Below are 22,217 nucleotides of genomic sequence, written 5' to 3'. Positions count from 1 at the left end.
CGCCCGGCGCGCCGTCAGATATCGCCCGTGTGGCGCAATTCCGGATGCCCGCACCATCTGACCGCCCGGACGCCTCCCGCGCGGTCAGATGGTGCCGAACAGGATTCCCGCGCCGAGGACCACCAGTGAGGTGAGGGCGGCCCACTTCACCACGAACCTGGTGTGGTCACCGAACTCGACCTTGGCCATGCCGACCAGGACGTACACGGCGGGGACGAGCGGGCTGGACATGTGCAGGGGCTGGCCGACGATCGAGGCGCGGGCGATCTCCAGCGAGGAGACACCGTGCGCGTGGCCCGCCTCGGCGAGCACCGGCAGGATGCCGAAGTAGAAGCCGTCGTTGGACATGAAGTACGTGAGCGGGATGCTCAGCACGCCGGTGACGAAGGCCATGTGCGGGCCCATGCCGGCGGGGACGTTGTCGACCAGCCACGCGGCCATGTGGTCGACCATGCCGGTGCCCTGTAGGACACCCGTGAAGACGGCGGCGGCGAACACCATGCCGGAGACGTTGAGGACGTTCTCCGCGTGGGCGGCGATGCGGGCCTTCTGGTCGGGCATGTGCGGGAAGTTGACGGTCAGCGCGAGCGCGGCGCCGAGCAGGAACAGCACCGGGATCGGCAGCCATTCCATGATCATGGCGGTGAGCAGCACGACCGTCAGGAGGGCGTTGAACCAGTACAGCCGGGGTCGCAGGGTGGGCCGGTTCTGGTCGAGCCCCTGGAACCCGTCGCCCTTCAAGCCCTCCTCCACGGACGGTTCGGGCAGCCGCGCGCCGATGCCGGCCGCGTCGCCGGCACCCGCGCCGGAACCAGTGCCGGTGCCTGAGCCGGCGTCGGCTCCGACGCCGGAGCCGACGCCCGAGCCGGCGCCGGTGCCGGTGCCTGAGCCGGCGCCGATCAGCACCGTCTCCTGGCCGACGGTCTCCTCCACCAGCGCCTCGTCCAGCGTGAGCACGCCGAGCCGCTTGCGCTCGCGGCGGCCGAGGACGAAGGCGAGGGCCAGGACGCACACCAGGCCCACGGCCAGGGCGGGGATCATCGGGACGAAGATGTCGCTCGCGTCGACCTTGAGCGCGGTGGCGGCACGGGCGGTCGGCCCGCCCCAAGGCAGCGTGTTCATCACGCCGTTGGCCATGGCGGCCACGCCGGTCATGACGACCAGGGACATCTTCAGGCGCTTGTAGAGGGGGTACATCGCCGAGACGGTGATCATGAAGGTGGTGGAGCCGTCGCCGTCGAGGGAGACGATCGCGGCGAGGACCGCGGTGCCGACGACGATGCGCAGCGGGTCGGCCTTGCAGAACCTCAGGATGCCCCGCACGATCGGGTCGAACAGGCCGACGTCGATCATCACGCCGAAGTAGACGATCGCGAACATGAGCATCGCCGCGGTGGGGGCGAGATCGGTGACGCCGTCGATGACGTAGCCGCCGAGGCCCGGCCCCTTGCCTACGGCCACGCAGAACAGCGCGGGGACGAGCACGAGCGCCGCGATCGGCGACATCTTCTTCAGCATGATCAGGACCAGGAAGGTCGCGATCATGGCGAAGCCGAGGATGGTCAGCATGAGTGGATACCTAACGTTCGCCTTTGAACATCCCACCTGGGTGTCGGCGGTGCGTTGACGTTAGGTCTCGTCGTCCGGCGTTAACAAGATGTTGACGTGCGAGCAATAAGCGCAAAACTCCAGGTCAGAGGCGTGCGAGAGAAGCGGGGGCGGGAGTCGGGAGCGGCCGTGCGTCAGTCGAGCACGCGCCCGAGGTACGCCCGCAGCAACGCGCGGGTCTCCTCGATGATCGCCTCGTCGCCCTGCGGGTCCATCCGGAAGGCCAGTTGGACCAGGGTGTCGGCGCTCTCGACGGCGACCAGGAAGACCCGGCGCAGATTCTCGTCGGGCGTGCGGTCGAGATAGCCGGAGAGTAGGACGGTGAGCCGGTCGACGAAGCGGGTGTTGGGCTCGGCCTGGCGCACGCCGACCGGGATCTGGTTGCCGAAGTCGACGAGGCAGAACCCGGGCGCGGTGCGCTTCATGGCCAGGTACTCGTCCAGGACGGCGTCCATCGCCGCCCGCCAGCCGCCCTCGCCTGCCTGCCGCAGCCGCTCGCCGACGCGCTCGGTGTACCGCTCCAGGTTGCGCTGGGCGAGGGCGTCGGCCATCTGCCGTTTGTTGCCGAAGAACCGGTAGACCGAGCCGATGGGCACGCCGGCGCGCAGCGCGACCGCACGGGTCGTCAGGTCGTCGTAGCCGACCTCGTCCAGGAGTTCGGCGCACGCGTCGAGGATCCTGGTGAGGCGTTCGGCGCTGCGCCGCTGGACGGGCGCGCGGCGGAGGGGTGTCGCGTGGGGCACGGGCTTCATGATGCCTCTCCGCGTCCGTCGGGTGAACCTCTCCCGGCAGTACGGAGAAGGGGGGCCGACGCACTCAGCCGCCGGCGGGCGGGATGGCCGTCCCGCCGGAGGGCTCCGCCGGGTCCGCCGCCGGATCCCCCGGTCCCGACACGGTGATGTCGGCGGTGCTCTGCACGGGCTTGCCGCGCACGGCCCACACGGTGCCGTCGTCGGCGTACAGCCGCACCGTGACGTGGTGGGTGCCGCGCGGGACGAGGCGGTCGGGCAGGCGGTACCCGGGGCCGTGCAGCCGGGCGATCCGGTGGCCGTCGACGAAGAGGTGGGCGAGTCCGCGTCCGGTGACCGCCGTGGGCCGGGTTCCCGGCGCCGAGCAGTGGAAGCGGTGGAAGGTCAGCCGGACGTCCCAACCACCGCCGGAGTCCGGGATCACCTCGACGCCGACCTGCGGCGCTTCCTTCGCGGCGACCTCGCGCAGCCGGCGGCCGGTGTCGTCGGTGCCGTCCAGCACCTTGCCCACCGCGGAGGGCGAGGGCGTGCCGCCGTGCCCGTGCGCCTCACCGCCCGTACAGCCGGCCAGCGTCCAGGGCAGCAGGACGCAGGCCGCGAGGGTGACGAGCGGTCCGCGTCTCCACGACGTCCACGACATGCTCGGCAGACTAGGTCAGCGTCCCGGCTCCCCGGATCCCCCTCAGGTCTGGTTCTCCTCGTCCCTCCGGCTGAGTTCATGGGGCATATGGGCCGAGTGCGGGCGCGATGCGCGCGGCGGGGGCGGATCCCCCTTGCGCGCCGCCTCCCGCATTCCTACGGTGTCGCATAGGAATCAGCTGTGGGCAGGAATCAGGACCGCGCAAGGGAGCGATCATGAGCGGGGACGCACGGAAGACCGCCGAGGCACTGTCGTATCTGACCGGGTTCGGCAATGAACACGCCTCGGAGGCGGTGCCGGGTGCCCTGCCCGAGGGCCGCAACTCGCCGCAGCGCGCACCACTCGGCCTGTACGCGGAGCAGCTGAGCGGTACGGCGTTCACCGAGCCGCGGGCGCACAACCGCCGCTCCTGGCTGTACCGGATCCGGCCGTCGGCCGCGCATCCGGCGTTCACCCGTACCGCGGGCGGCGCGATCCGCACGGCGCCGTTCACCGAGACGGTGCCCGACCCCAACCGGCTGCGCTGGAACCCGCTGCCCCAGCCGCCCGCCGGGACCGACTTCCTGGCCGGACTGTGGACGCTCGGGGGCAACGGCGACGCGACCCAGCGCACCGGTATGGCCGTGCACCTCTACCACGCCGACGCCTCCATGGAGCGGGTCTTCTCGGACGCCGACGGGGAGCTGCTGATCGTGCCGGAGCGGGGCGGGCTGCTGCTGCACACCGAGTTCGGGCGGCTCCATGTGGAGCCCGCACACGTCGCGTTGATTCCGCGTGGGGTGCGCTTCCGTGTGGAGCTGCTGGACGAGTCGGCCCGGGGTTATGTGTGCGAGAACTACGGGGCGCCGTTCCAGCTGCCCGATCTCGGTCCCATCGGCGCCAACGGACTGGCCAACGCACGGGACTTCCGGGCGCCGGTCGCCGCGTACGAGGACGTCGAGGGCCCGGTGGAGGTGGTGAACAAGTTCTGCGGCAACCTCTGGACGGCGACCTACGACCACTCCCCCCTCGATGTGGTCGCCTGGCACGGGAACCATGTGCCCTACGTCTACGATCTGCGTCGCTTCAATGTGATCGGCACCATCTCCTACGACCACCCGGACCCGTCGATCTTCACGGTCCTGACCTCCCCGTCGGACACCCCGGGCCTGGCCGGCGTCGACTTCGTGGTGTTCGCACCGCGCTGGCTGGTGGGCGAGGACACCTTCCGGCCGCCGTACTTCCACCGGAACGTGATGAGCGAGTACATGGGCCTGATCGAGGGCGCGTACGACGCCAAGGCGGAGGGCTTCGTGCCCGGCGGCGGATCGCTGCACAACATGATGTCGGCGCACGGCCCGGACCGGGAGACCTTCGACCGGGCGAGCGCGGCCGAGCTGCGGCCGCAGAGGGTCGACGACGGGCTGGCGTTCATGTTCGAGACCCGCTGGCCGGTGACGCTCACCCCGGGCGCGGCCGGCGCGGACCATCTCCAGCGGGGTTACGACGACGTGTGGCAGGGCCTGGAGCGCCACTTCAGGCCATCGTGACGCCCGCGTTGCGCCGAACACGACCGGACAGGTACGGATAGCCGCGTGACCTCTTTCGCCCCGGATTCGATCGTCCTGAACCGCAAGCTGCCGCTGTGGTACCAGGTGTCGCAGTCGCTGCGCGCCTCGATACTCGGCCGCTCGCCGCGGGATCCGCTGCGGCTGCCCACCGAGGAGCAGCTGGCGGAGCACTACGGCGTCAGCGTGCTGACCATGCGACAGGCGCTGAAGGAGCTGGAGGACGAGGGGCTGATCACCCGGCACCGGCGGCGCGGCACGTTCATCGAGCCCGGGGTGCGGCGCGGGGCCCCCGTGCGACTGCTGGGCTCGGTCGACGCGATCGTGGCCCAGCAGTCCGGCATGACCACCGAACTGCTGGAGCACGGCCGCACGCCGGTGCCCGCCGGGATCGCCGAGTACTTCCCGGGTCTCGCGGAGGTGGCGACGTACCACCGGCTGCGCGGCGACGAGAAGACCGGCGAGCCGACCAACCACGCCGTCAACCACGTGCGGCCCGAACTCGCCGCGCGGATCGACCCGGAGGATCTGGTCCGCTGGCCGATGACGAAGGTCCTCCGGGACATCGTCAAGGCGGACATCAGCCGCATCACGGACACCGTCGAGGCGCGGCTCGCGGATCCGGAGACCGCGCGACTGCTCCAGGTCCCGCTGCTCAGCCCGATCCTGCACTACACCGGCGTCACGTACGACGCCGAAGGGCGGGTGCTGGACGTGGCGGTCATCCATTACCGGGGCGACCGGTTCTCGTTCACCGTCACGCTGGACGCGACCTGATCCCGGGCACCGGTCAGGCCGTACCATGCCCTGCGTGACGCACGACGACGCTCCGCCGCTGGCGGACCTCATGCCGTGGTCCGTCGCACCGCTGCGGCTCGGCCGCACCTGGCCGACGGCACCCGACCCGGCCTCGCTGAAGGCCCGCTGGGACGCCCTGCTGAAGGCCGAGGGTCCGGACCGTACCGTGCTGTTCCAGCCGACCCGCGCCCGCACGCCACACTCGGCCGTGGGCCAGCTGCCCGGCCAGTCGTCCGACACGCGGCGGCTCGCGCGCGCCGAGGGCCGCTGCGCGGAACCGGTGCGGGTGCTGGCGGCGCCCTTCGACGAGCAGTGGCTGATCCCGGACCACCGGCTGATCGACGCGGCCCGCCCTGAGTTGTGGCGGGTGGCGGACGCGCGGCAGGTGTTCACGGTCGAGACGGGAGACGCCGACGCTCCGCTGCTGGCCACCCCGCTGCTGCCCCTCCTGCGCGCGGGCCGCGTCCGCCCGCTGCACCGGCGCCCCGGCGGCACGGAACCGAACCTGGCGCCGGGCCTGCTGGACCATCTGTCGGCCCGTCTGGGCGACCGCCCCACGGCGACGGACGTGCTGGCGTGGATCCTGGCGGCCGTCCGCGCGGACCTCACCGTGCCGCTGACCGACGACCGGGAACTGTGGTCCGCGGGTGTGGAGTCGGGGCGGCGCATGCTGTGGCTGATGTGCCGCGACGGCGAGCGCCCCAAGCTGCCCGGCGGCCGGCGCCCCTACGTCCGCGCGCCCCTGCCCGACCGTCCCGTGGCCCTGCGCTACGACCGCGACGAGGAGACCCTGCACATCGACGAGGGCCGCGTCTCCCCCGTCCCGCCGCAAGCCTGGGACCACCAGGTGGCCGGGGTGCGGGTCCTGGAGGCCTGGTTCGCGGTGCGCACGGCCCCGGCCGAGCCGGGCACGCTCGCCGCGATCCGCCCGGCGGCCTGGCCGCAGAGCTGGACGTCGGAGCTGCTGGAGCTGATCACGGTCCTGGCCCTGCTGGCGGAGGTACGGCGCCCGTGGTCCGGCTCGCCGCCGACGTCGACGGTGACGGCGGCCGAACTGCGGCGGGCGGGCGTCCTGCCGGTACCCGAGTCGTCCCGCCGGCCCGCCTCGGTCCTGGACCACCAGGAAGAGGGTCCGGACGGACAGTTCGCCCTGCTTTAGGGCGGCGGCGGGGCCCGGCGCACCCGTCCGATCGGCGCGGTGCGAACGCGTCGAGGACCACTCGGTCCGCGTCGCCTGCCCGAGGGTGGCCGGCACGCGCACGGGCAGCGGTGACCCGCTGCTGACACGAGCGGCGCCGCCGGGGATCATCCACCTCATGGATCATCTTCCGCTGCCCCTGGAGGGCATCACCGTCGTCGCCGTCGAACAGGCCGTGTCCGCGCCCTTCGCGACCCGGCAGCTCGCCGACCTGGGCGCCCGGGTCGTCAAGGTGGAGCGGGTCGACGGCGGCGACTTCGCGCGCGGCTACGACACGGCGGCCGCGGGGCTCGCCTCGCACTTCGTGTGGTGCAACCGCGGCAAGGAGTCCCTCGCCCTGGACCTGAAGGATCCCCGCGGTCTCGACGTCGTACGGCGGCTGATCGCGGACGCGGACGTGTTCGTGCAGAACCTCGCGCACGGGGCCGCGGCCCGGCTCGGCCTCGACGCGCCCACGCTGTGCGCCGCGCACCCGCGGCTGATCGCCGTGGACATCTCGGGCTACGGCGGCTCGGGGCCGTACGCGGACAAGCGGGCGTACGACATGCTCGTACAGTGCGAGGCGGGGCTGGTGTCGGTGACGGGGACGCCCGAGCGGCCGGTGAAGGCGGGGATCCCGGCGGCGGACATCGCGGCGGCCATGTACGCCTTCTCGGGCGTGCTGGCGGCCCTGGTGCGGCGCGGGACCACCGGGCGGGGCGGCCCGGTCGAGGTGTCCATGCTGGAGGCGCTCGCCGAGTGGCTGGGGCATCCGCTGCACCACGCGATGCACGGGGGTGAGCCACCGGCGCGCACCGGGCTCGCGCACGCCGTCATCGCCCCGTACGACGCCTACCCGACGGCGGACGGCGGCCGGGTACTGCTGTCGGTGCAGAACGACCGGGAGTGGCGCCGGCTGGCCGAACAGGTCATAGAACGGCCGGAGTTGGGAGCGGACCCGGCGTTCGCGACGAACGCGGCGCGGGTGGCGAACCGGGAGCGGACCGACGAGCTGGTCGCGGGTGCGCTGGGGACTCTGGACGCCGACGAGGCGCTGGCCCGGCTGGAGAAGGCGGGTATCGCCTGTGCGCGGCTGAGGGATCTGCACGAGCTGGCCGCGCATCCGCAGCTGGCGGCCCGAGGGCGGTGGCGCGAGGTGGGATCGCCGGTCGGGCCGCTGCGGGCGCTGCTGCCTCCCCTCACGCTGCCGGGCGGTGAGGAGGCACGGATGGGTGACGTGCCCGCACTGGGGCAGCACACCGATGCGCTGCTGTGTGCCGTGGGGATGACAGCCGAGGAGATCGCAGCGCTGCGCCGGGACGGTGTGGCGGCCTGACCACGGGCACCCCGGACGGGCTCCGGGGGGCGCGGGTCGGTGGCCGTCGGGTGAGCGGTCAGTGGCCGCCGAACAGCGAGCGGCGCAGCCGGCGCAGTGGCGCGAAGAGCGAGACACGGCTGACCCGCCGGCCTCGGTCACTGCGCTCGTGCACGGAGTCACGCGCCGTCAGCTCGCGCATCAGCGAGGTCGCCTCGATCGTCTCCCGTTGCGGTATGGCGGGACCCGCCAGTACCGACAGATGGCGGTCGAGGCGCGAACTGGTCGCGCTGCTTCCGCAGGTGATCGCAGGGACCCTGGCCCTGCTGCGCACTGTTATCTGCTCCATGTCACTCCCCACCCGTACGAGTCCACCCGGCCCGGGCAGGGTAACCCTATCGCCCCGGGCGGGCACGCGTGTATCTCGGCCACAGGATTCACCTTCCCTGTAAGGCGGTTGACCATCCTTCGTTGACTACTCTCCGAATCCAACCGATTTCAGGCCGAGTTGGACAAGCGGCTGGCTGGTGGGTTGCGCTGATCCCCCGTCAGGCTCGACGGTCACAGCGAGTGACGTCGAGGAGGTGTCCATCCCCTTCGCGACCAAGGGCGTGTCGCCCGCGAAGCGCCCGAGGGAGCGCGGATGCGCGCCTGGGCGCATGAGCCAGAGCTGGTGTACGCGCCCGCCGGACGGGGTGCCGTATCCGCTGAGGGTGACGACGGCTTCCCGCTCCGAGGCGGAAGCGATCACTCCGATACGGCGGCCCCGCGCGTCCTCGCCGTTCGTGGCGCGGGCGTCCGTCGCGGCGAGAACGTGGGCGATGTCACGTGCCCTGGCCCGCTCGGCGTCCAGCCGGTCCTCGGTGCGGTGCGCCTGGACCGCGAAGAGCGAGGCGACGACGAGGGCCGCCGTGGCCGTGAGCATGGTGAAGGGCGCGAGGAGGGGACGGGTACGGGGCGGGCGGGAGCGACCCGGCGGGGGCTGGGCACCCCAGACGTACGGCGGCAGCCGGGGCGTACGCTCCCGGGCCGGCCCCCGCTCCCGGTTCCGTCCCCGACCCTGCGCCGGTACCCGCTCCTGCGGGGTGTCGCGGACGGCGGCCAGGACCCGGTCGCGCAGGGCGGCGGGCGCGGGAACGGCCGCCGACCAGGCGAGGCGCACGGCGTCCTCGGCCAGGTCCCGCACCTCGGCGGCGCAGCGGTCGCAGCCCCGCAAGTGCTTCTCGAAGCGGCGCCGCTCCTCGGGTTCGAGGGCGTCGAGCGCGTAGGGCGCGGCCAGGGAGTGCGGGTCGCCCGGGCGCCGGAGGCCGCCGAGGAAGCTCATACGGCACCTCCCAGGCAGTGGCGCAGCCGGGAGAGTCCGTCACGCATCCGCGTCTTGACCGTGCCGAGCGGCAGCGAGAGCCGCTCGGCCACCTCGCGGTAGGTGTAGCCGTCGTAGTAGGCGAGGGTCACCGACTGGCGTTGCAGCGCCGTGAGCCGGTTCAGGCAGCGGCGCACCCACTCGCGTTCCAGGCCCGCCTCGACCTCCTCGGCGACCTGGTCGAACGCGGGCTCCCCGGCCCGTGACGCCTCGCGCTGCTCGCGTTCGCCGGCCGCGCGGGCGCTGCGCACCCGGTCGACGGCGCGGCGGTGGGCGAGCGTGAGGATCCAGGACAGGGCGCTGCCGCGGCGGGGGTCGAACCGGGCTGCGCAGCGCCACAGTTCGAGCAGCACCTCCTGGGCGACCTCCTCGGACTGGGCGGGGTCGCGCACCACCCGTCGTACCAGTCCGTACAGCGGCCCGGACACCAGCCCGTACAGCTCCTCGAACGCCCGCTGGTCGCCGTCCGCCACGAGCACCAGCAGTTCGTCGGCCGTCGCCCGGGCCCCCTCACCGTGGCCGCAGCCGGGTCTTCCTCGCGTACCGCGCATCCGCACCGCACACACCTCCCCGAGGTGATACGGATCAGCGGGCCGAAAAAGCGGGTCGCGGAGCAAGGAAAAGTTTTTCGCCGGCCGACCAAACCGATCGGGCACTCCGTTCCGTATCACCGTCCGTCAAAGGCAATTCGGCACTGAGGACGGACGGCATGACACCTCTTTTCCCCAGGAGTGGCGCGGGGCGCTCGGGCCTGGTCACCCTCATCTGCGGGGCGCTGGCCGCCGCGGGGCTCGCGGCCGCCGGAGTCGGCGCGCTGGCCCCCGGGGCGGCCTCCGCCTCCTCCCATCGGGAGGCCCCGCTGATCTCGGGGACCCCCCAGTACGACAACACGGACCTGTACGCCTTCGTCAGCCCGGACAAGCCCGACACGACGACGATCGTGGGCGACTGGATCCCGTTCGAGGAGCCGGCGGGCGGCCCGAACTTCTACACCTTCGCGGACGACGCCCAGTACGACCTCCACGTCGACAACAACGGCGACGCGCACAGCGAGTTGACCTTCCGCTACACCTTCACGACCCACAGGAAGAACGGGGACACCTTCCTCTACAACACCGGACCGGTCTCGAATCTGGCGGATCCCGACCTCAACATCACGCAGACCTACGACCTCGACCTCATCCGTTCGAAGAACGAGCACGAGGTGTCGAGGACGAAGCTCGCCGACGATGTGCCGGTGGCGCCGTCCGACGTCGGCAAGGCGTCCATGCCGGACTACGGCAAGCTGCGGTCGCAGGCCGTCTACAAGACGGCGGCCGGCGCCACGACCTTCGCCGGGCAGGCCGACGACCCGTTCTTCGCGGATCTGCGGGTCTTCGACCTGCTGTACGGGGGGAACCTCAGTGAGGTCGGCCGGGACACCCTCAAGGGCTACAACGTCAACACCATCGCCCTCCAGGTGCCCAACGACCTGATCCGCGAGTCCTCCGGCCAGCCGGTCGTGGGCATCTGGTCCACCACCCAGCGCCGCACCGCGCAGGGCTCCTACGCGCAGGTCTCCCGCCTGGGCAACCCGCTGGTCAACGAGGTCGTCAACCCGCAGAAGGACAAGGACAGGTTCAACGCGTCCCAGCCCGCCTACGACGCGCAGTTCCTGAAGAACGTCACCGCCCCCGAGCTGCCGAAGCTCATCGAGTCCATCTACAAGATCAAGGCGCCCACCGAGCCGCGCAACGACCTCGTCGACGTCTTCCTCAAGGGCGTCAAGGGTCTCAACCAGCCGCCGAACGGCAAGCCCGCCGAGGAACTGCGGCTGAACACCTCGATCCGGCCGAGCATGCATCCCAAGCGGCTGGGCGTGCTCGACGGCGACAACGCGGGCTTCCCGAACGGGCGCCGGCTCACCGACGACGTGATCGACGAGGCACTCCAGGTCGTCGAGGGCGAACTGGTCGGCTCCAAGAACGACTTGGGGGACGCGGTCGACAAGAACGACAAGAAGTTCGAGTCGCACTTCCCCTATGTCGCCGAGCCGACGGCCGGCTCGCGCGGCCGGCTCGCCAAGGGCACGACCACGGGCGTGGACGTGCGCAGCCAGCTCGGTGACGCCCTGCGGCCGGCCGGCTCCTCCGGCGGTTCCTCGGACACCATGCTGATCGCCGCCTCGGCGGCCTCCGGCGCGGCCGGGATCCTGCTGATCGGGACCGCCTTCGCCTGGTGGCGCCGGCGCCTGCAGCGCCCGTACTGACCGGCGCGTCCCACCGAGACCGGCGCGGCCCGCGCTCCGCTCCCCCACGGCGGGCCGCGCCTTCCTTCCCCTTCCGACATCAGCAGGCGACCGAGGAGAGGCCATGTCCCCGCGCACGAACGACGACGAGGCCGGCGAACGGCGGGCCGGCGGCCCACCGCGGGACGAGACCGGAACACCGGCCGCACCGGCCCGCTCCACCCTCCTTCCCCCGCCCCCGGACGACACCGCACCGAACCCCCTCGGGCGGCCCCGGCGGGCCGGACGGATCGTCGGGTGGGCTGCCCTGGTCGCGCTGGCGATGACCGGTGGTGCGCTCGCCCTCGGCACGGATCCCGCACCGGCGTCGGTGTCGGTGCCGGCCGCCGCCGACGCCGTCGACCCCGGCGTCCTGGGCGGCAAGAACCTGGACGCGAGCATCAGCGCCCTGCAGGCGCATCTGCGGGCGCAGCCCAAGGACTCCGGCGGCTGGGCCACCCTCGGGCTGGCCTACGTCGAACAGGCCCGCACCAACGGCGACCCGTCCCGGTACCCGCAGGCGGAGAAGGCGCTGGCACGCTCCCTCGCGACCGCCCCGGACAACGACCAGGCGCTCGCCGGGCGCGCGGCCCTCGCCGCCGCCCGGCACGACTTCAAGGGCGCCCTGACCTACGCGGACCGCGCCCTGCGGCAGAACCCGTACAGCGAGCGCGCGCTGTCCTCCCGGATCGACGCCTTGGTCGAACTCGGCCGGTACGCCGAGGCGTCGAAGACCGCCGGGACCGCCGACGCGCGCCGGCCCGGCGTGCCGGTCTTCACCCGTTACGCGTACGTGCACGAGCTGCGCGGCGACGTGAGCACGGCCCGCCGCGTCCTCGAACAGGCGCTGTCCGTGGCCACTTCGCCGGGCGACACCGCGTACGTGGCCGCCCAGCTCGGCCAACTCGCCTGGAACCAGGGCGACTACCGGTCGGCGCGCGGCTACTACACCCGCGCGCTCACGGCGGACGACGGCTATCTGCCGGCGTTGGAGGGCCGGGCACGCGTGCAGGCGGCGAGCGGTGACCGCTCCGCCGCGATCAAGGGGATGGAGACGGTGGTCTCCCGTTACCCGCTGCCCGGCCCGCTCGTGGAACTGGGCGAGTTGTACGAGGCCCGGGGCGCGGCCGGCGACCGGGCACGGGCCCACCGGCAGTACGCCCTGGTGGACGCCTGGATCGCACTGGCCAGGGCCAACGGCGTCGACGCGGATCTCGACACCGCGCTGGCCGCCGCCGACCACGGCGACCGGGCTGCCGCGCTGCGGGCGGCCCGCGCCGAATGGATCCGCCGGCACACCGTGCACACGGCGGACGCCCTCGCCTGGGCCCTGCACACCGAGGGGCGCGACGCGGAGGCCCTGCCCTACGCCCGCCGGGCCACGGCCACCGGCTACCGCAACGCCGCCTTCCTCTACCACCGCGGCACGATCGAACTGGCCACGGGCCACCGAGCGGCCGGCCGCTCCTCGCTGGCCTCGGCCCTGCGGCTGAACCCCGGCTTCTCCCCACTGGGCGCCGCGCGGGCCCGCGCGCAGCTGCGAGGTGAGCGGTGAGGCCGCGTCCGCTCCTCGTCCTCCTCGCCCTGTGCGTCCTGGTGGTCCTGCCGGCCGGTGCCGCGAGCGCGCATCCCCTGGGCAACTTCACCGTCAACCGCTACGACGGTCTGGTCGTGGCGGAGGGACGGCTCCGAGTCGAGCATGTGGAGGATCTCGCGGAGATCCCGGCTACCCAGGCCGGACCCGACCTGAAGCGGCTGGGCCCGGGGCGGTGGGCCCGGCAGCGGTGCGCCCAGGCCGCCGAGGGCAGCGAACTCACCGTCGACGGGCACCGGACCGCCCTGACCGCCGTCGGCGGCACGGCCCGGACACGCCCCGGCCAGGCCGGACTGAACACCCTCCGCGTCGAGTGCCGGCTGACCGCCGCGCTGCCGCGCGGGGGCGTCGTGGCCCTCCGCTTCCGCGGCGCCGGTGCCACCGGTGGGCCGGGCTGGCGGGAGATCACCGCACGCGGCGATCGGATGACGCTCACCGCGGCGGACGTTCCGCGCACCTCCGTCACGCACGAACTGACCGTGTATCCCCGGGACCTGCTGTCCTCCCCGGTCCACACCACGACGGCCACCCTGCGTGCGCGTGCCGGCGGCCCGGCGCTCGCGCGGGAGCGGCAGGACGCACCTGGTGCCGCGGTGCTGCCCCGCGGCGCCGACCGCTGGACCCGGGCCCTGGACGGCCTGGTGGCCCGCCACGACCTCACCGTCGGCTTCGCGGCGCTCGCGCTGCTCGTCGCGGTCGGCCTGGGCGCGCTGCACGCGCTCGCCCCGGGACACGGCAAGACGCTGATGGCCGCCACGGCGGCGGCGCGCGGCGGCCGGTCCCGGCTGCGGGACGTGCTGCCCCTGGCCGCCTCGGTCACGGTGACCCACACCCTCGGCGTGGTCGCCCTGGGCCTGCTCGTCACGGCCGGTTCCGCCGCCACGCCCTCGGTGATCGCCTGGCTGGGCATCGCGAGCGGCGCCCTGGTCCTGCTCGCCGGCGCCACCCTCGTACGCCGGGCCTGGCGCAACCGGACGCCCGCCGGAGCGGGTGCGGATGCGCATGCCCACTCGCACCCGCACCCGCACTCGCACTCGCACTCGCACTCGCACTCGCACCAGGGTCTCGGGGAGCGTCCGTTGGCCCTGGCCGGGGCGCGCCACGAGGCCGGGCGTGCCGGGCACGGCCACCCCCACCGCCACCCCGCCCCCTCCGGACGGCCCGGTCCTCACGGCGACGGCGGTGTGGTGCACACGCACGGTGGCCACACCCACAGCCACCCCACGGCGCCCACGCTCCGCGGCACGCTCCTGCTCGGGTTCGCCGGCGGGCTGGTGCCGAGCCCGTCGGCCGTGGTCGTGCTGGTCGGCGCGACGGCCCTGGGCAAGGCCTGGTTCGGACTGCTGCTGGTCGTCGCGTACGGCGCCGGTCTGGCGCTGACGCTCACCGCGGCCGGATTCGCCGTCGTCCGGCTGGGCTCGGGGGCGAACCGGATCCTGGAGCGGCGCCCACGCTGGGGCACGCACCCGCTGACCATGCTGGTGAGCCGCACCCTGCCGCTCGGGTCCGCGGTGCTCGTCCTCGCGCTGGGCGTCGGCCTGGTACTCAAGGGCGCCGCGGCCGCGGTCGGCTGAGACGCACGCGCGAAGGCGGAGACCCCGTGAAGGGGCCTCCGCCTCTCTTGGTTCCGCAGTGGGTGCGCTTCACCTTCGCGGGCGAGCCCGGAGGGGTGTCAGGCGGCGTTGGTGAGCACGGGCAGATAGCCGCCGGACTGGCCGGCCTCGGTGGGGTGGTACGACTCGCCGATGTTGAGCCAGTTGACGCTGTGCAGCCAGGAGTTCGACGAGCAGATCTCGTGTCCCGAGAAGGTGGTGCGGACGTCGCCGAAGACGAAGGCGTGGGCGGTGGCGCGAGTCTTCGTGGTGGCGTTGAGGAGGTCGGACGCGTCGTTGATCGCGGTCCGCTTGGCCTCGGAGAGGCCCAGGCAGCTCTGGCCGAGGAGGTAGAAGCGGGGGTAGCCGATGACGACCACCCGGGCGGAGGGGGCCTTGGCGCTGATCGTGTTGTAGACGGTGTCGAGCTTGCCGGGCAGCGTACTCGTGACGAACGCCTTCGCCGTGTTGATCTTGGAGATGCAGGCGCTGTCGGACTGGAGCACACAGGTCGTCATGACGTCGGCGAAACCGGCGTCGTTGCCGCCGATGGTGATGGACACCAGCGAGGTGGAGGAGTTCAGCGAGCCGAGCTGGTTGGCGAGGACGTCGTCCGTCTTGGCGCCCGAGCAGGCGTTGAAGGCGAACGAGGACGGGCTGTGGGCGGCGTTCCACAGGTACGGGTACGCCTTCGTGCTGCGGCTGCAGTCGCCGCTGGAGCTGATGTAGCTGCCGGATCCCACTCCGGAGGAGTAGGAGTCGCCGAGGGCCACGTAGCCACCGGTCGCGGCGGTCGACGCCTGTGCCGAGCCGGCCCCGGTGAGACCGAGGCCGGCGGCGAGGAGGAGCGAGGTCACGAATCCGGTAAGTCGGGAACGTCTCATGGAACCTCCCTTTAGCAGGATCTCTGCCGTAACTGTCGTACCAACTACGCGCATTGACGGGAAGTGTCCATGCCAAGAATTTCGCAGGCTCAACAGGATCAGCGCAAAACGTTCACTGCTCATCTAGTGGCCGCGTGCGTCAGGGTGGTTGACATCCCGTCAATTACGGTTCCCTCCCGTGCCGTCCCCGATGCCGGGGGCATCGGAGGAACACCCGGAGGAGTGGTCCGGGAACACCCGGGACTGGCGGCGGAAATACCGTGCGCGGAGTGCGTCCGTGCCGGATCATGGCGGCATGTCTGCCAACCCGCACGACGCTCTGCCGATCCGGCTCCACGTCGACGACTCCGACTCGCCGTCCGACGTCGTCGACGCGCTGTTCCTCGGCCGCTTCGCGACGGGCGAGCAGCCGTACTCGCACGCGGTGAACATCGACCGGGTGCGCTCCGGGGCGACCCTGGTGCCGGACGGGGCCCGCGTGCTGCGGGTCGCCCGCGACGACGACCGCAGCGCCACCCTCGCCGAGGGCGACGACTGGACCCTGCTGGTGTCCCGTTGGAACCGCGGCGCGGACGTGACGGTCACCGCGACCACCGCCGAACTGGCCAAGCGGATCCTCGACCAGGCCACGGACGGCGCCGCCGACGAGCCCGAACCGCAGCCCGAGAACGTGACGATGGGGTTCTGGTACGTCTCCCCGAGGCGCGGGCCGCACCGCACCACCCGCCAGATCTCCGCCGGCACCTGGGACGAGGTGCGGCCCAACTACACCGCGCCGGTCGCCGAGGCGATGGACCAGCTGATGACGACGACCCCGGAGAACATCGCCGGCCGGCTGCTCCTGCTGCACGGGCCGCCCGGCACCGGCAAGACCTCCGCCCTGCGCACCCTGGCCCGCTCCTGGCGGGACTGGTGCCAGGTCGACTGCGTGCTCGACCCGGAACGTCTCTTCTCCGACGTCGGCTATCTGATGGACATCGCAATCGGCGAGGACGACGGCGCCGGCAAGGGCCGCTGGCGGCTGCTGCTGCTGGAGGACTGCGACGAACTGATCCGCGGCGAGGCCCGGCACACGGCCGGCCAGGCCCTGTCCCGGCTGCTGAACCTCACCGACGGCCTGCTCGGCCAGGGCCGCAACGTCCTGGTCGGCGTCACCACCAACGAGGACCTTGAGCGACTGCACCCCGCGGTGGTCCGTCCCGGCCGCTGCCTGGCGCGGATCGAGGTGGGCGCGCTGACCCGGCAGGAGGCGGTGGACTGGCTGGGTACCGAGGAGGGCGTCGGCCGGGACGGGGCCACCCTCGCCGAGCTGTACGCGCTGCGCCGGGGCACGACGCCGACCTCGGTGCCGGGGGCCCGGGAAGGCGCGGACGCGGGCCTGTACCTGTAATGCGCCCGCCGGTACCCGTAGTGCTTTGATGGTGTGGTGACCTTGTTCGTCGGCACCTCGGGGTGGCAGTACAAGGACTGGCGGGGCCTCGTCTACCCGGCCGGGGTCCCGGCGCGGCTGTGGCTGGAGGAGTACACACGGCTGTTCCAGACCGTGGAGGTCAACAACGCGTTCTACCGGCTGCCCTCACGGGAGAACTTCGCGGCCTGGCGTGAGCGGGTCCCGCCGGACTTCGTGGTCGCGGTGAAGGCAAGCCGCTATCTGACCCACATCAAGCGCCTGAAGGAGCCGGCGGAACCGGTGCACCGCCTGATGACCCACGCGGCGGGCCTGGGAGACCGGCTGGGACCGGTGTTGCTCCAGCTCCCGCCCACCCTGCGCGCCGACCCGGCACTGCTGGACGCCTGCCTGGCCTGCTTCCCGGCCGGGACGAGGGTCGCGGTCGAGCCACGCCACGACTCCTGGTGGACGCCGGAGGTCCGCGCGGTCCTCCGGTGCCGGGGAGCCGCCCTGTGCTGGGCCGATGTCCTGGCCCGCCCGGTCACCCCGCTGTGGCGCACCGCCGACTGGGGCTACGTCCGCTTCCACCAGGGGCGCGCCCGGCCCTGGCCGCGCTACGGCCGCCGCTGCCTGGAGACCTGGGTCGACCGCATCGCGACGACATGGTCCGACGGGGAGGACGTGTACGCGTACTTCAACAACGACCCCGGGGGCGCGGCGGTGCGGGACGCGGTGGCGTTCGGGCGGACGGCGCGCCGGGCGGGGCTGACGGTGACGCGCACGCCGGAGCCCGCGGAAGCCCGGCCGTGAGCCTGGGTGCGGGGTGCGTCGAGGCCGTTAGCCGGGGTGCGGGGTGCGGGGTGCGTCGCGGCCGTGAGCGTGCGGTGCGGTGGCGTCGCGGTCCTGGGCATGCGTTGGGTCTCAAGGGTGCGTCGCGGGCGCGGGGTGCGTTGGGGTCGTGAGCGGGTGGGGGCGGTTCTCCGTGCCTCCGGAGGCACAGCGCCTGCTCTCCGCCCGGCCTCGCCGGCCCCTACCCCGTCGTAGGCCGCCCGCAGGGCGTCGCGTACGTTACCCGCCGTAGGCCGCCCGCAGGGCGTCGCGTACGGCGGCCGTCGCCTCCGCCTCCCCCAGGCCCAGACGCCGTACCCGCTCCGCGTAGGCCTGGGCGGCCGAGGACGCCTCGCGCTCGGCGGCCGAGCCCGCGGCGGCCACGAACGTGCCGTTGCGTCCCCGCGTCTCGATCACCCCGTCGCCCTCCAGCGCCCGGTAGGCCTTGGCCACCGTGTTCACCGCGAGGCCCAGGGACTCGGCGAGCCCCCGCACGGTCGGCAGCCGGTACCCGACCGGGAGCGCCCCGGACCGCGCCTGCTGGGAGATCTGCGCCCGCACCTGTTCGTACGGGGGCGCGCTGTCGTCGATATGGATCTTCAGGCTCACACCGGCGATTGTCCCGCACCCGGCGGAAAATGAGGGGCATACCGCGGTACCCGCCGCGTACGGTGCCTGCCCATGACCGTGATCGTGCGCGACCTCCGCCCGGACGTCCCGGCCGACACCGAGGGCTTCGCCCGGGTGCGCCGTCTCGCCCTGCCGTACATCCTGTTCACCCCGGAGTCGGTCCGGCACATGGCCGTCCACGTGCATCCCGACGCCCGGTACCGTCCGCTGGTCGCGGAGGAGGACGGCGAGGTGATCGGAACGGCCCAGGTGCACCTCGTCCCCGACGGCCCCGAGCCCGGCCAGGGCTGTCTGAACGTCTACGTCCGCCCGGACCGCACGGGCCGCGGCGCCGGCCGGCTGCTGGTCCGGGTCGCCGAGGAGTACCTGGCGGAGCAGGGCGCGACCAGGCTGTTCGCCTGGGCACTCGACGCGGCGCCGAACCGTGCCTTCGCCGAGCGGCGCGGCTACCGGCGGGGCCGCTGCGCCCGCTTCCTCCGGCTCGACCTGGCGAACGGCACCCTCCCTCCCCCGCCGGAGATCCCACCGGGGGTCGAACTGCGGACCGGCGCCGACTTCGCGGACGATCCCCGGCCGCTGTTCGAGCTGGACGCGGAGACGATGCGCGACGAGCCGAGCGATGTCTCCAACGAGTTCACGAACTACGAGGCCTGGCTCGCGGAGACCTGGCGGCATCCGCTGCTCGACCGGGAGCTGACGACGGTCGCCGTGGTCGACGGCCGGCCCGCCGCCTTCACCGTGGCCTACACCGACGGCGGCACCCGCTACTCCACCGCGATGACCGGTACCGCGCGCGCCCACCGCGGCCGCGGCCTGGCCAAGCTCGCCAAGGTCCACGGTCTGCACCGGGCCCGTGCCGCCGGCGTCACCGAGGCGTTCACGGGCAACGACACCGGCAACGGCCCCATGATCGCGATCAACAAGTGGCTCGGATACGAGGAGTGCGCGGCGGAGGTGCGCTATGTCCGCGATCTCGGCTGACATGGCGGCCCGGTGGGAGGTCGTGCTGGTCAAGGCGGGGCGCACGAAGATCCGGTATCCGGCCGAGCTGCTCGGGGACGACGGCGAGCGGGTCGTCGTCCGGGCCCCCTGGGCGGGCTCGGGCGTCCGCGACTTCGGCTTCGTGCGCTTCGGGCCGGGGGATGTGTTCACCGAGTACTACTGGCGCCACCGCTGGTACGCGGTGAAGGAGGTCCGCGCGGCCGACGGCCGGGTCAAGGGCTGGTACTGCGACATCACCCGCCCCGCGGTCGTCTCCGGGACGGAGCTGGTGGTGGAGGACCTCGACCTGGACCTGTGGCGCTCCGCCGACGGCTCGGACGTACGCCGTCTCGACGAGGACGAGTTCGCCGAGAGCGGGCTGGCCACGAGGGATCCGCGGGCGGCGTCCGCCGCCATGGCCGCGCTCGACGAGCTGGAGGGGCTGGCCCGCGAGGGCGGCTTCGAGGAGCTCCTGGCCTGACAGCCCAGGCCTTCCGCGCCCCGGACGTCCGGTCCCGGGCGGGGGCATTTCGGCGCCCTGACGGGGCACCCGCACCGCAGTACTCGCCTTCCCCCCTCTGCACAGAGAGTGACACAGGCCACTGACAGCGCGGACGTGACAGCCGCCACTGACATCCCGGCACCGATGAGGAACCCTCGCCGAACACGTCTACCTCTGTGGCATCACGGAACCCGGTAGGCACCCAAGGAGGCAGCCATGCGCCGTACGACCGTGCAGAAGCCCCTGAAGAGGACGGACGGCCGCCGGATCCGCGAAGAGGCGGAGGAGCGCCCCGCGGGGCGTCCGGAGGTGCGCAGGGACATCGCACGCGTCTGGTGGCCCGAGGAGTAGGGCGCCCCGGGCCGGTCAGCCCAGCCGTCTGCGGTAGTGGATCCGGTCGTAGGGGCCGTCGACCCGGCGTTCCACGATTTCGTACCCGTACTTCGGATAGATCTTCTGGTTCTCCCACATCATCGCGTTGGTGTAGAGCCTGATCTCGTCGAGCCCCAGCGCACGCGCGTGTGCGTCGACGAAGTGCAGCAGCCGCCGCCCGACGCCCGTGCCGTGGGCGTCGGGGTGGACGGCGATGCTGTCCAGGAACAGGTGGTCGGCGAGCACCTCGACCACCACGAGACCGACGACGGGTTCCCCGGTGACGAACACCTTGCCGCCGGCGACGTCCGCCGCGTGATCGGCCTCCATGGGCCGCGGTACCACGCCGATGCGCTCGACGTAGGGGCGATAGGCCGCGTCCGTCACGGCTCGCACGGCGGACACGTCCCCGGCGACGGCCGCCCGGACCCGCTCGGTTCCCTCATCGGTCATGGCGTGCATGTCCTCGATCATGCCCCACGCACCGTCTACCTGAGCCCAGGCTGAGCGCCCCCTTAACGGCACCATAAGGATCTCCTCCACTCGCCTTCGGCAGGCGATTCCACGCGCTCGTGGGGCTAGCTTCTGATCACCCACGGGATCCCCGACCGCGCTGTCGGTCCGGCGGCGCGCGGTGGGCGGCGGCCGGCGCCACCGAGGGGCGCGGGGCCTGTCCGGCGGCTCAGGCCGGACAGGACCCGCCGTGCGTCAGTTGAAGACGGAGGCGCAGGTGGTGGCCTTGGCGTGGGCCGGGTCGAGCGCGTTGGCCACCTCGTGGAAGGCGATCCGGTCGAGCAGGGCGATCGCCACGTGTTCGGAGAGGTCGAGCGGGCACAAGTCCTGTAGCAGGAGGTTGCGGACGTCCGGGCCGTTCAGGTACTGGCTGCGCCAGGGGGTGGCCACCTCGTCGTACTGGGTGGCGAGGACGGTGTAGTGCACTCCCGGTACGGTGTCGCCGCCCGCGTTGAGCTTGGTGAGGAACTCGGAGCCAGGGAGCTGGTCGGCCAGGCCGGGGGTGCCGGCCTTGATCAGGTCCTCGGCGCCGGGGAAGTACGGGAGCAGTTTGGTGAACCCGCTCAGGGTGGCGCCGTGGTTGTCGGGGGCGATGCCGACGAGGGCGTTCACCTTGGCGGCGCCGCCGAGGAACCTGAGGTAGTAGCGGGGCATCATGCCGCCCTGGGAGTGGCCGACCAGGTCGACCTTGGCGGCGCCGGTGGCGGCGAGCACCTGGTCGACGTAGGTGGACAGTTGCTCGGCCGACTTGTCGATGGGGCCGAGGCCGTGGAAGAGCGGGACACCGGCCAGCTGGCCGTAGTCGACGGAGTAGACGCAGTATCCGCGGTCCTCCAGGTAGGGGGCGAGGGAGAGCCAGTTGTCGACCGAGTTGCCCAGGGTGCCGTGGACGAGGACGACGGGGCGGGGATGGTCGGCGGAGGGCTTGCAGGAGAAGTCGTTCCAGCCACTGCTCGGGGCGGTGGCGGCGGCTTGGGCGGTGGCGGCGGCTTGGGCGGTGGCGGCGGCTTGGGCGGTGGCGGCGGGTACGACGGCGACCGCGGCGGTCAGGAGCAGTGCGGCGACGGGTCTGAGCAATCTCTTCCAGGGCAGCATCGGGTGATCTCCTTGCGGCTCAAGGGAGGTTCGACGGCCTTACCCTGTGATCCGGATCACGAGGATGCTGTTCACTCGTCAAGTTACGAGCGAGTAGTGCAAGTGTGAAGTTACGCGTCAGTAAAAACTTCCAGTGATAACCGGCGCGTCACCGGCACGCTGATGACACGTCACCAGGCGGGCCTGATCGGGCCCCCGAGAGCCGGCCGCGCCAAACCGTCCCGTAGCGCGCACTTGCAGACCCGCCCGCGCGCGGTCGACACGACCAGCCGGGCCCGCGCGCCCTCGGGATGGGGCCGCCGCTCGGCATACCCCTTGCATACGATCTCGTCGACCGGGCCCGTCACCCACACACCGTGACCCGGGAGGAGAT

At 72.6% G+C, this 22,217-nt stretch carries 22 protein-coding genes and 1 pseudogene; 12 read left to right on the top strand and 11 right to left on the bottom strand.

The window, feature by feature from the left end:
- Window positions 1–84 precede the first annotated feature (84 nt).
- The 3 genes from ACIBA9_RS33500 to ACIBA9_RS33490 all read right to left on the bottom strand — a co-directional run bounded on the left by ACIBA9_RS33500 (window position 85) and on the right by ACIBA9_RS33490 (window position 2,997).
- Window positions 85–1,569 (bottom strand): CitMHS family transporter, encoded by a 1,485-nt coding sequence (locus tag ACIBA9_RS33500; protein WP_399368983.1) that lies wholly within the window; start codon window positions 1,567–1,569, stop codon window positions 85–87.
- A 173-nt stretch (window positions 1,570–1,742) separates the two neighbouring features.
- Window positions 1,743–2,360: a TetR family transcriptional regulator gene (locus ACIBA9_RS33495; protein ID WP_399368981.1), complete on the bottom strand. Its 618-nt coding sequence runs from the start codon at window positions 2,358–2,360 to the stop codon at window positions 1,743–1,745.
- A 64-nt stretch (window positions 2,361–2,424) separates the two neighbouring features.
- On the bottom strand, window positions 2,425–2,997 hold the full coding sequence (locus tag ACIBA9_RS33490; protein WP_399368979.1) for a hypothetical protein: 573 nt from the start codon (window positions 2,995–2,997) through the stop codon (window positions 2,425–2,427).
- 215 nt (window positions 2,998–3,212) lie between these two features.
- Here ACIBA9_RS33490 and hmgA point away from each other — a divergent pair, with 215 nt between their 5' ends.
- The 4 genes from hmgA (at window position 3,213) to ACIBA9_RS33470 (ending at window position 7,855) form a co-directional block, all read left to right on the top strand.
- Window positions 3,213–4,526 carry a homogentisate 1,2-dioxygenase gene (gene hmgA / locus ACIBA9_RS33485; RefSeq protein WP_399368977.1) on the top strand — a complete coding sequence of 438 codons (1,314 nt, stop codon included), beginning with the start codon at window positions 3,213–3,215 and terminating at the stop codon, window positions 4,524–4,526.
- 45 nt (window positions 4,527–4,571) lie between these two features.
- Window positions 4,572–5,321 carry a GntR family transcriptional regulator gene (locus tag ACIBA9_RS33480; RefSeq protein WP_399368975.1) on the top strand — a complete coding sequence of 250 codons (750 nt, stop codon included), beginning with the start codon at window positions 4,572–4,574 and terminating at the stop codon, window positions 5,319–5,321.
- Between the two features lie 25 nt (window positions 5,322–5,346).
- The gene (locus ACIBA9_RS33475; protein WP_399368973.1) at window positions 5,347–6,501 is read left to right on the top strand and encodes a type ISP restriction/modification enzyme; all 1,155 of its coding nucleotides are present in this window, start codon (window positions 5,347–5,349) and stop codon (window positions 6,499–6,501) included.
- 157 nt (window positions 6,502–6,658) lie between these two features.
- On the top strand, window positions 6,659–7,855 hold the full coding sequence (locus ACIBA9_RS33470; RefSeq protein ID WP_399368971.1) for a CaiB/BaiF CoA transferase family protein: 1,197 nt from the start codon (window positions 6,659–6,661) through the stop codon (window positions 7,853–7,855).
- A 58-nt stretch (window positions 7,856–7,913) separates the two neighbouring features.
- On the opposite strand, the gene ACIBA9_RS33465 is transcribed toward ACIBA9_RS33470, so the two are convergent.
- From ACIBA9_RS33465 to ACIBA9_RS33455, 3 genes are all read right to left on the bottom strand, one after another.
- The gene (locus ACIBA9_RS33465) at window positions 7,914–8,183 is read right to left on the bottom strand and encodes a hypothetical protein (protein ID WP_345048959.1); all 270 of its coding nucleotides are present in this window, start codon (window positions 8,181–8,183) and stop codon (window positions 7,914–7,916) included.
- Window positions 8,184–8,309: 126 nt separating this feature from the next.
- Window positions 8,310–9,158: an anti-sigma factor domain-containing protein gene (locus tag ACIBA9_RS33460; RefSeq protein WP_399368968.1), complete on the bottom strand. Its 849-nt coding sequence runs from the start codon at window positions 9,156–9,158 to the stop codon at window positions 8,310–8,312.
- Window positions 9,155–9,748 (bottom strand): sigma-70 family RNA polymerase sigma factor, encoded by a 594-nt coding sequence (locus tag ACIBA9_RS33455; RefSeq protein WP_362160740.1) that lies wholly within the window; start codon window positions 9,746–9,748, stop codon window positions 9,155–9,157. The genes ACIBA9_RS33460 and ACIBA9_RS33455 overlap by 4 nt, the downstream gene beginning before the upstream one ends.
- Before the next feature lie 158 nt (window positions 9,749–9,906).
- On the opposite strand from ACIBA9_RS33455, the gene ACIBA9_RS33450 reads away from it, so the two are divergent.
- The 3 genes from ACIBA9_RS33450 to ACIBA9_RS33440 all read left to right on the top strand — a co-directional run bounded on the left by ACIBA9_RS33450 (window position 9,907) and on the right by ACIBA9_RS33440 (window position 14,631).
- A complete protein-coding gene (locus ACIBA9_RS33450; protein WP_399368966.1) occupies window positions 9,907–11,445 on the top strand; it encodes a DUF4331 domain-containing protein in 1,539 nt (512 codons plus the stop codon).
- A 103-nt stretch (window positions 11,446–11,548) separates the two neighbouring features.
- Window positions 11,549–13,018: a tetratricopeptide repeat protein gene (locus ACIBA9_RS33445; RefSeq protein WP_399368965.1), complete on the top strand. Its 1,470-nt coding sequence runs from the start codon at window positions 11,549–11,551 to the stop codon at window positions 13,016–13,018.
- Window positions 13,015–14,631: a nickel/cobalt transporter gene (locus ACIBA9_RS33440; protein ID WP_399368964.1), complete on the top strand. Its 1,617-nt coding sequence runs from the start codon at window positions 13,015–13,017 to the stop codon at window positions 14,629–14,631. Before ACIBA9_RS33445 ends, ACIBA9_RS33440 begins: the two co-directional genes overlap by 4 nt.
- Window positions 14,632–14,729: 98 nt before the next feature.
- Here ACIBA9_RS33440 and ACIBA9_RS33435 read toward each other — a convergent pair whose 3' ends face one another.
- On the bottom strand, window positions 14,730–15,533 hold the full coding sequence (locus ACIBA9_RS33435; protein ID WP_362160730.1) for an SGNH/GDSL hydrolase family protein: 804 nt from the start codon (window positions 15,531–15,533) through the stop codon (window positions 14,730–14,732).
- Between the two features lie 295 nt (window positions 15,534–15,828).
- On the opposite strand from ACIBA9_RS33435, the gene ACIBA9_RS33430 reads away from it, so the two are divergent.
- A complete protein-coding gene (locus tag ACIBA9_RS33430) occupies window positions 15,829–16,923 on the top strand; it encodes a DUF5925 domain-containing protein (protein ID WP_362160727.1) in 1,095 nt (364 codons plus the stop codon).
- Window positions 16,924–16,959: 36 nt separating this feature from the next.
- Window positions 16,960–17,733 (top strand): DUF72 domain-containing protein, encoded by a 774-nt coding sequence (locus ACIBA9_RS33425; protein ID WP_399368961.1) that lies wholly within the window; start codon window positions 16,960–16,962, stop codon window positions 17,731–17,733.
- A 258-nt stretch (window positions 17,734–17,991) separates the two neighbouring features.
- On the opposite strand, the gene ACIBA9_RS33420 is transcribed toward ACIBA9_RS33425, so the two are convergent.
- The gene (locus ACIBA9_RS33420) at window positions 17,992–18,360 is read right to left on the bottom strand and encodes a GntR family transcriptional regulator (protein WP_393900676.1); all 369 of its coding nucleotides are present in this window, start codon (window positions 18,358–18,360) and stop codon (window positions 17,992–17,994) included.
- Window positions 18,361–18,432: 72 nt separating this feature from the next.
- Between ACIBA9_RS33420 and ACIBA9_RS33415 the strand changes: the two genes are divergently transcribed.
- The 3 genes from ACIBA9_RS33415 (at window position 18,433) to ACIBA9_RS33405 (ending at window position 20,215) form a co-directional block, all read left to right on the top strand.
- Window positions 18,433–19,362, top strand: coding sequence for a GNAT family N-acetyltransferase (locus tag ACIBA9_RS33415; RefSeq protein ID WP_399368959.1), 930 nt, complete (start codon window positions 18,433–18,435; stop codon window positions 19,360–19,362).
- Entirely contained in the window at window positions 19,343–19,843 is a 501-nt protein-coding gene (locus ACIBA9_RS33410) for a DUF402 domain-containing protein (protein ID WP_399368957.1), read from the top strand. Before ACIBA9_RS33415 ends, ACIBA9_RS33410 begins: the two co-directional genes overlap by 20 nt.
- A 237-nt stretch (window positions 19,844–20,080) precedes the next feature.
- A complete protein-coding gene (locus tag ACIBA9_RS33405; RefSeq protein ID WP_362160714.1) occupies window positions 20,081–20,215 on the top strand; it encodes a hypothetical protein in 135 nt (44 codons plus the stop codon).
- 15 nt (window positions 20,216–20,230) lie between these two features.
- Here the strand turns inward: ACIBA9_RS33405 and ACIBA9_RS33400 are convergent, their stop codons facing one another.
- The 3 genes and pseudogenes from ACIBA9_RS33400 to ACIBA9_RS33390 form a co-directional block, all read right to left on the bottom strand.
- Window positions 20,231–20,689 carry a GNAT family N-acetyltransferase gene (locus ACIBA9_RS33400; RefSeq protein ID WP_399368955.1) on the bottom strand — a complete coding sequence of 153 codons (459 nt, stop codon included), beginning with the start codon at window positions 20,687–20,689 and terminating at the stop codon, window positions 20,231–20,233.
- Window positions 20,690–20,944: 255 nt separating this feature from the next.
- Window positions 20,945–21,844, bottom strand: a complete 900-nt coding sequence (locus tag ACIBA9_RS33395; RefSeq protein WP_399368953.1) for an esterase/lipase family protein — start codon at window positions 21,842–21,844, stop codon at window positions 20,945–20,947.
- Between the two features lie 170 nt (window positions 21,845–22,014).
- A pseudogene (locus tag ACIBA9_RS33390) lies at window positions 22,015–22,179 on the bottom strand (MarR family transcriptional regulator); the annotation flags it as partial.
- Window positions 22,180–22,217 lie beyond the last annotated feature (38 nt).

Origin of the sequence: Streptomyces sp. NPDC051452 (assembly GCF_044454765.1) — a bacterium.
Taxonomy (GTDB): Bacteria; Actinomycetota; Actinomycetes; order Streptomycetales; family Streptomycetaceae; genus Streptomyces.
Note: the sequence above shows the minus strand (reverse complement) of the source record. Positions and strands in the feature narration are given on the sequence as shown.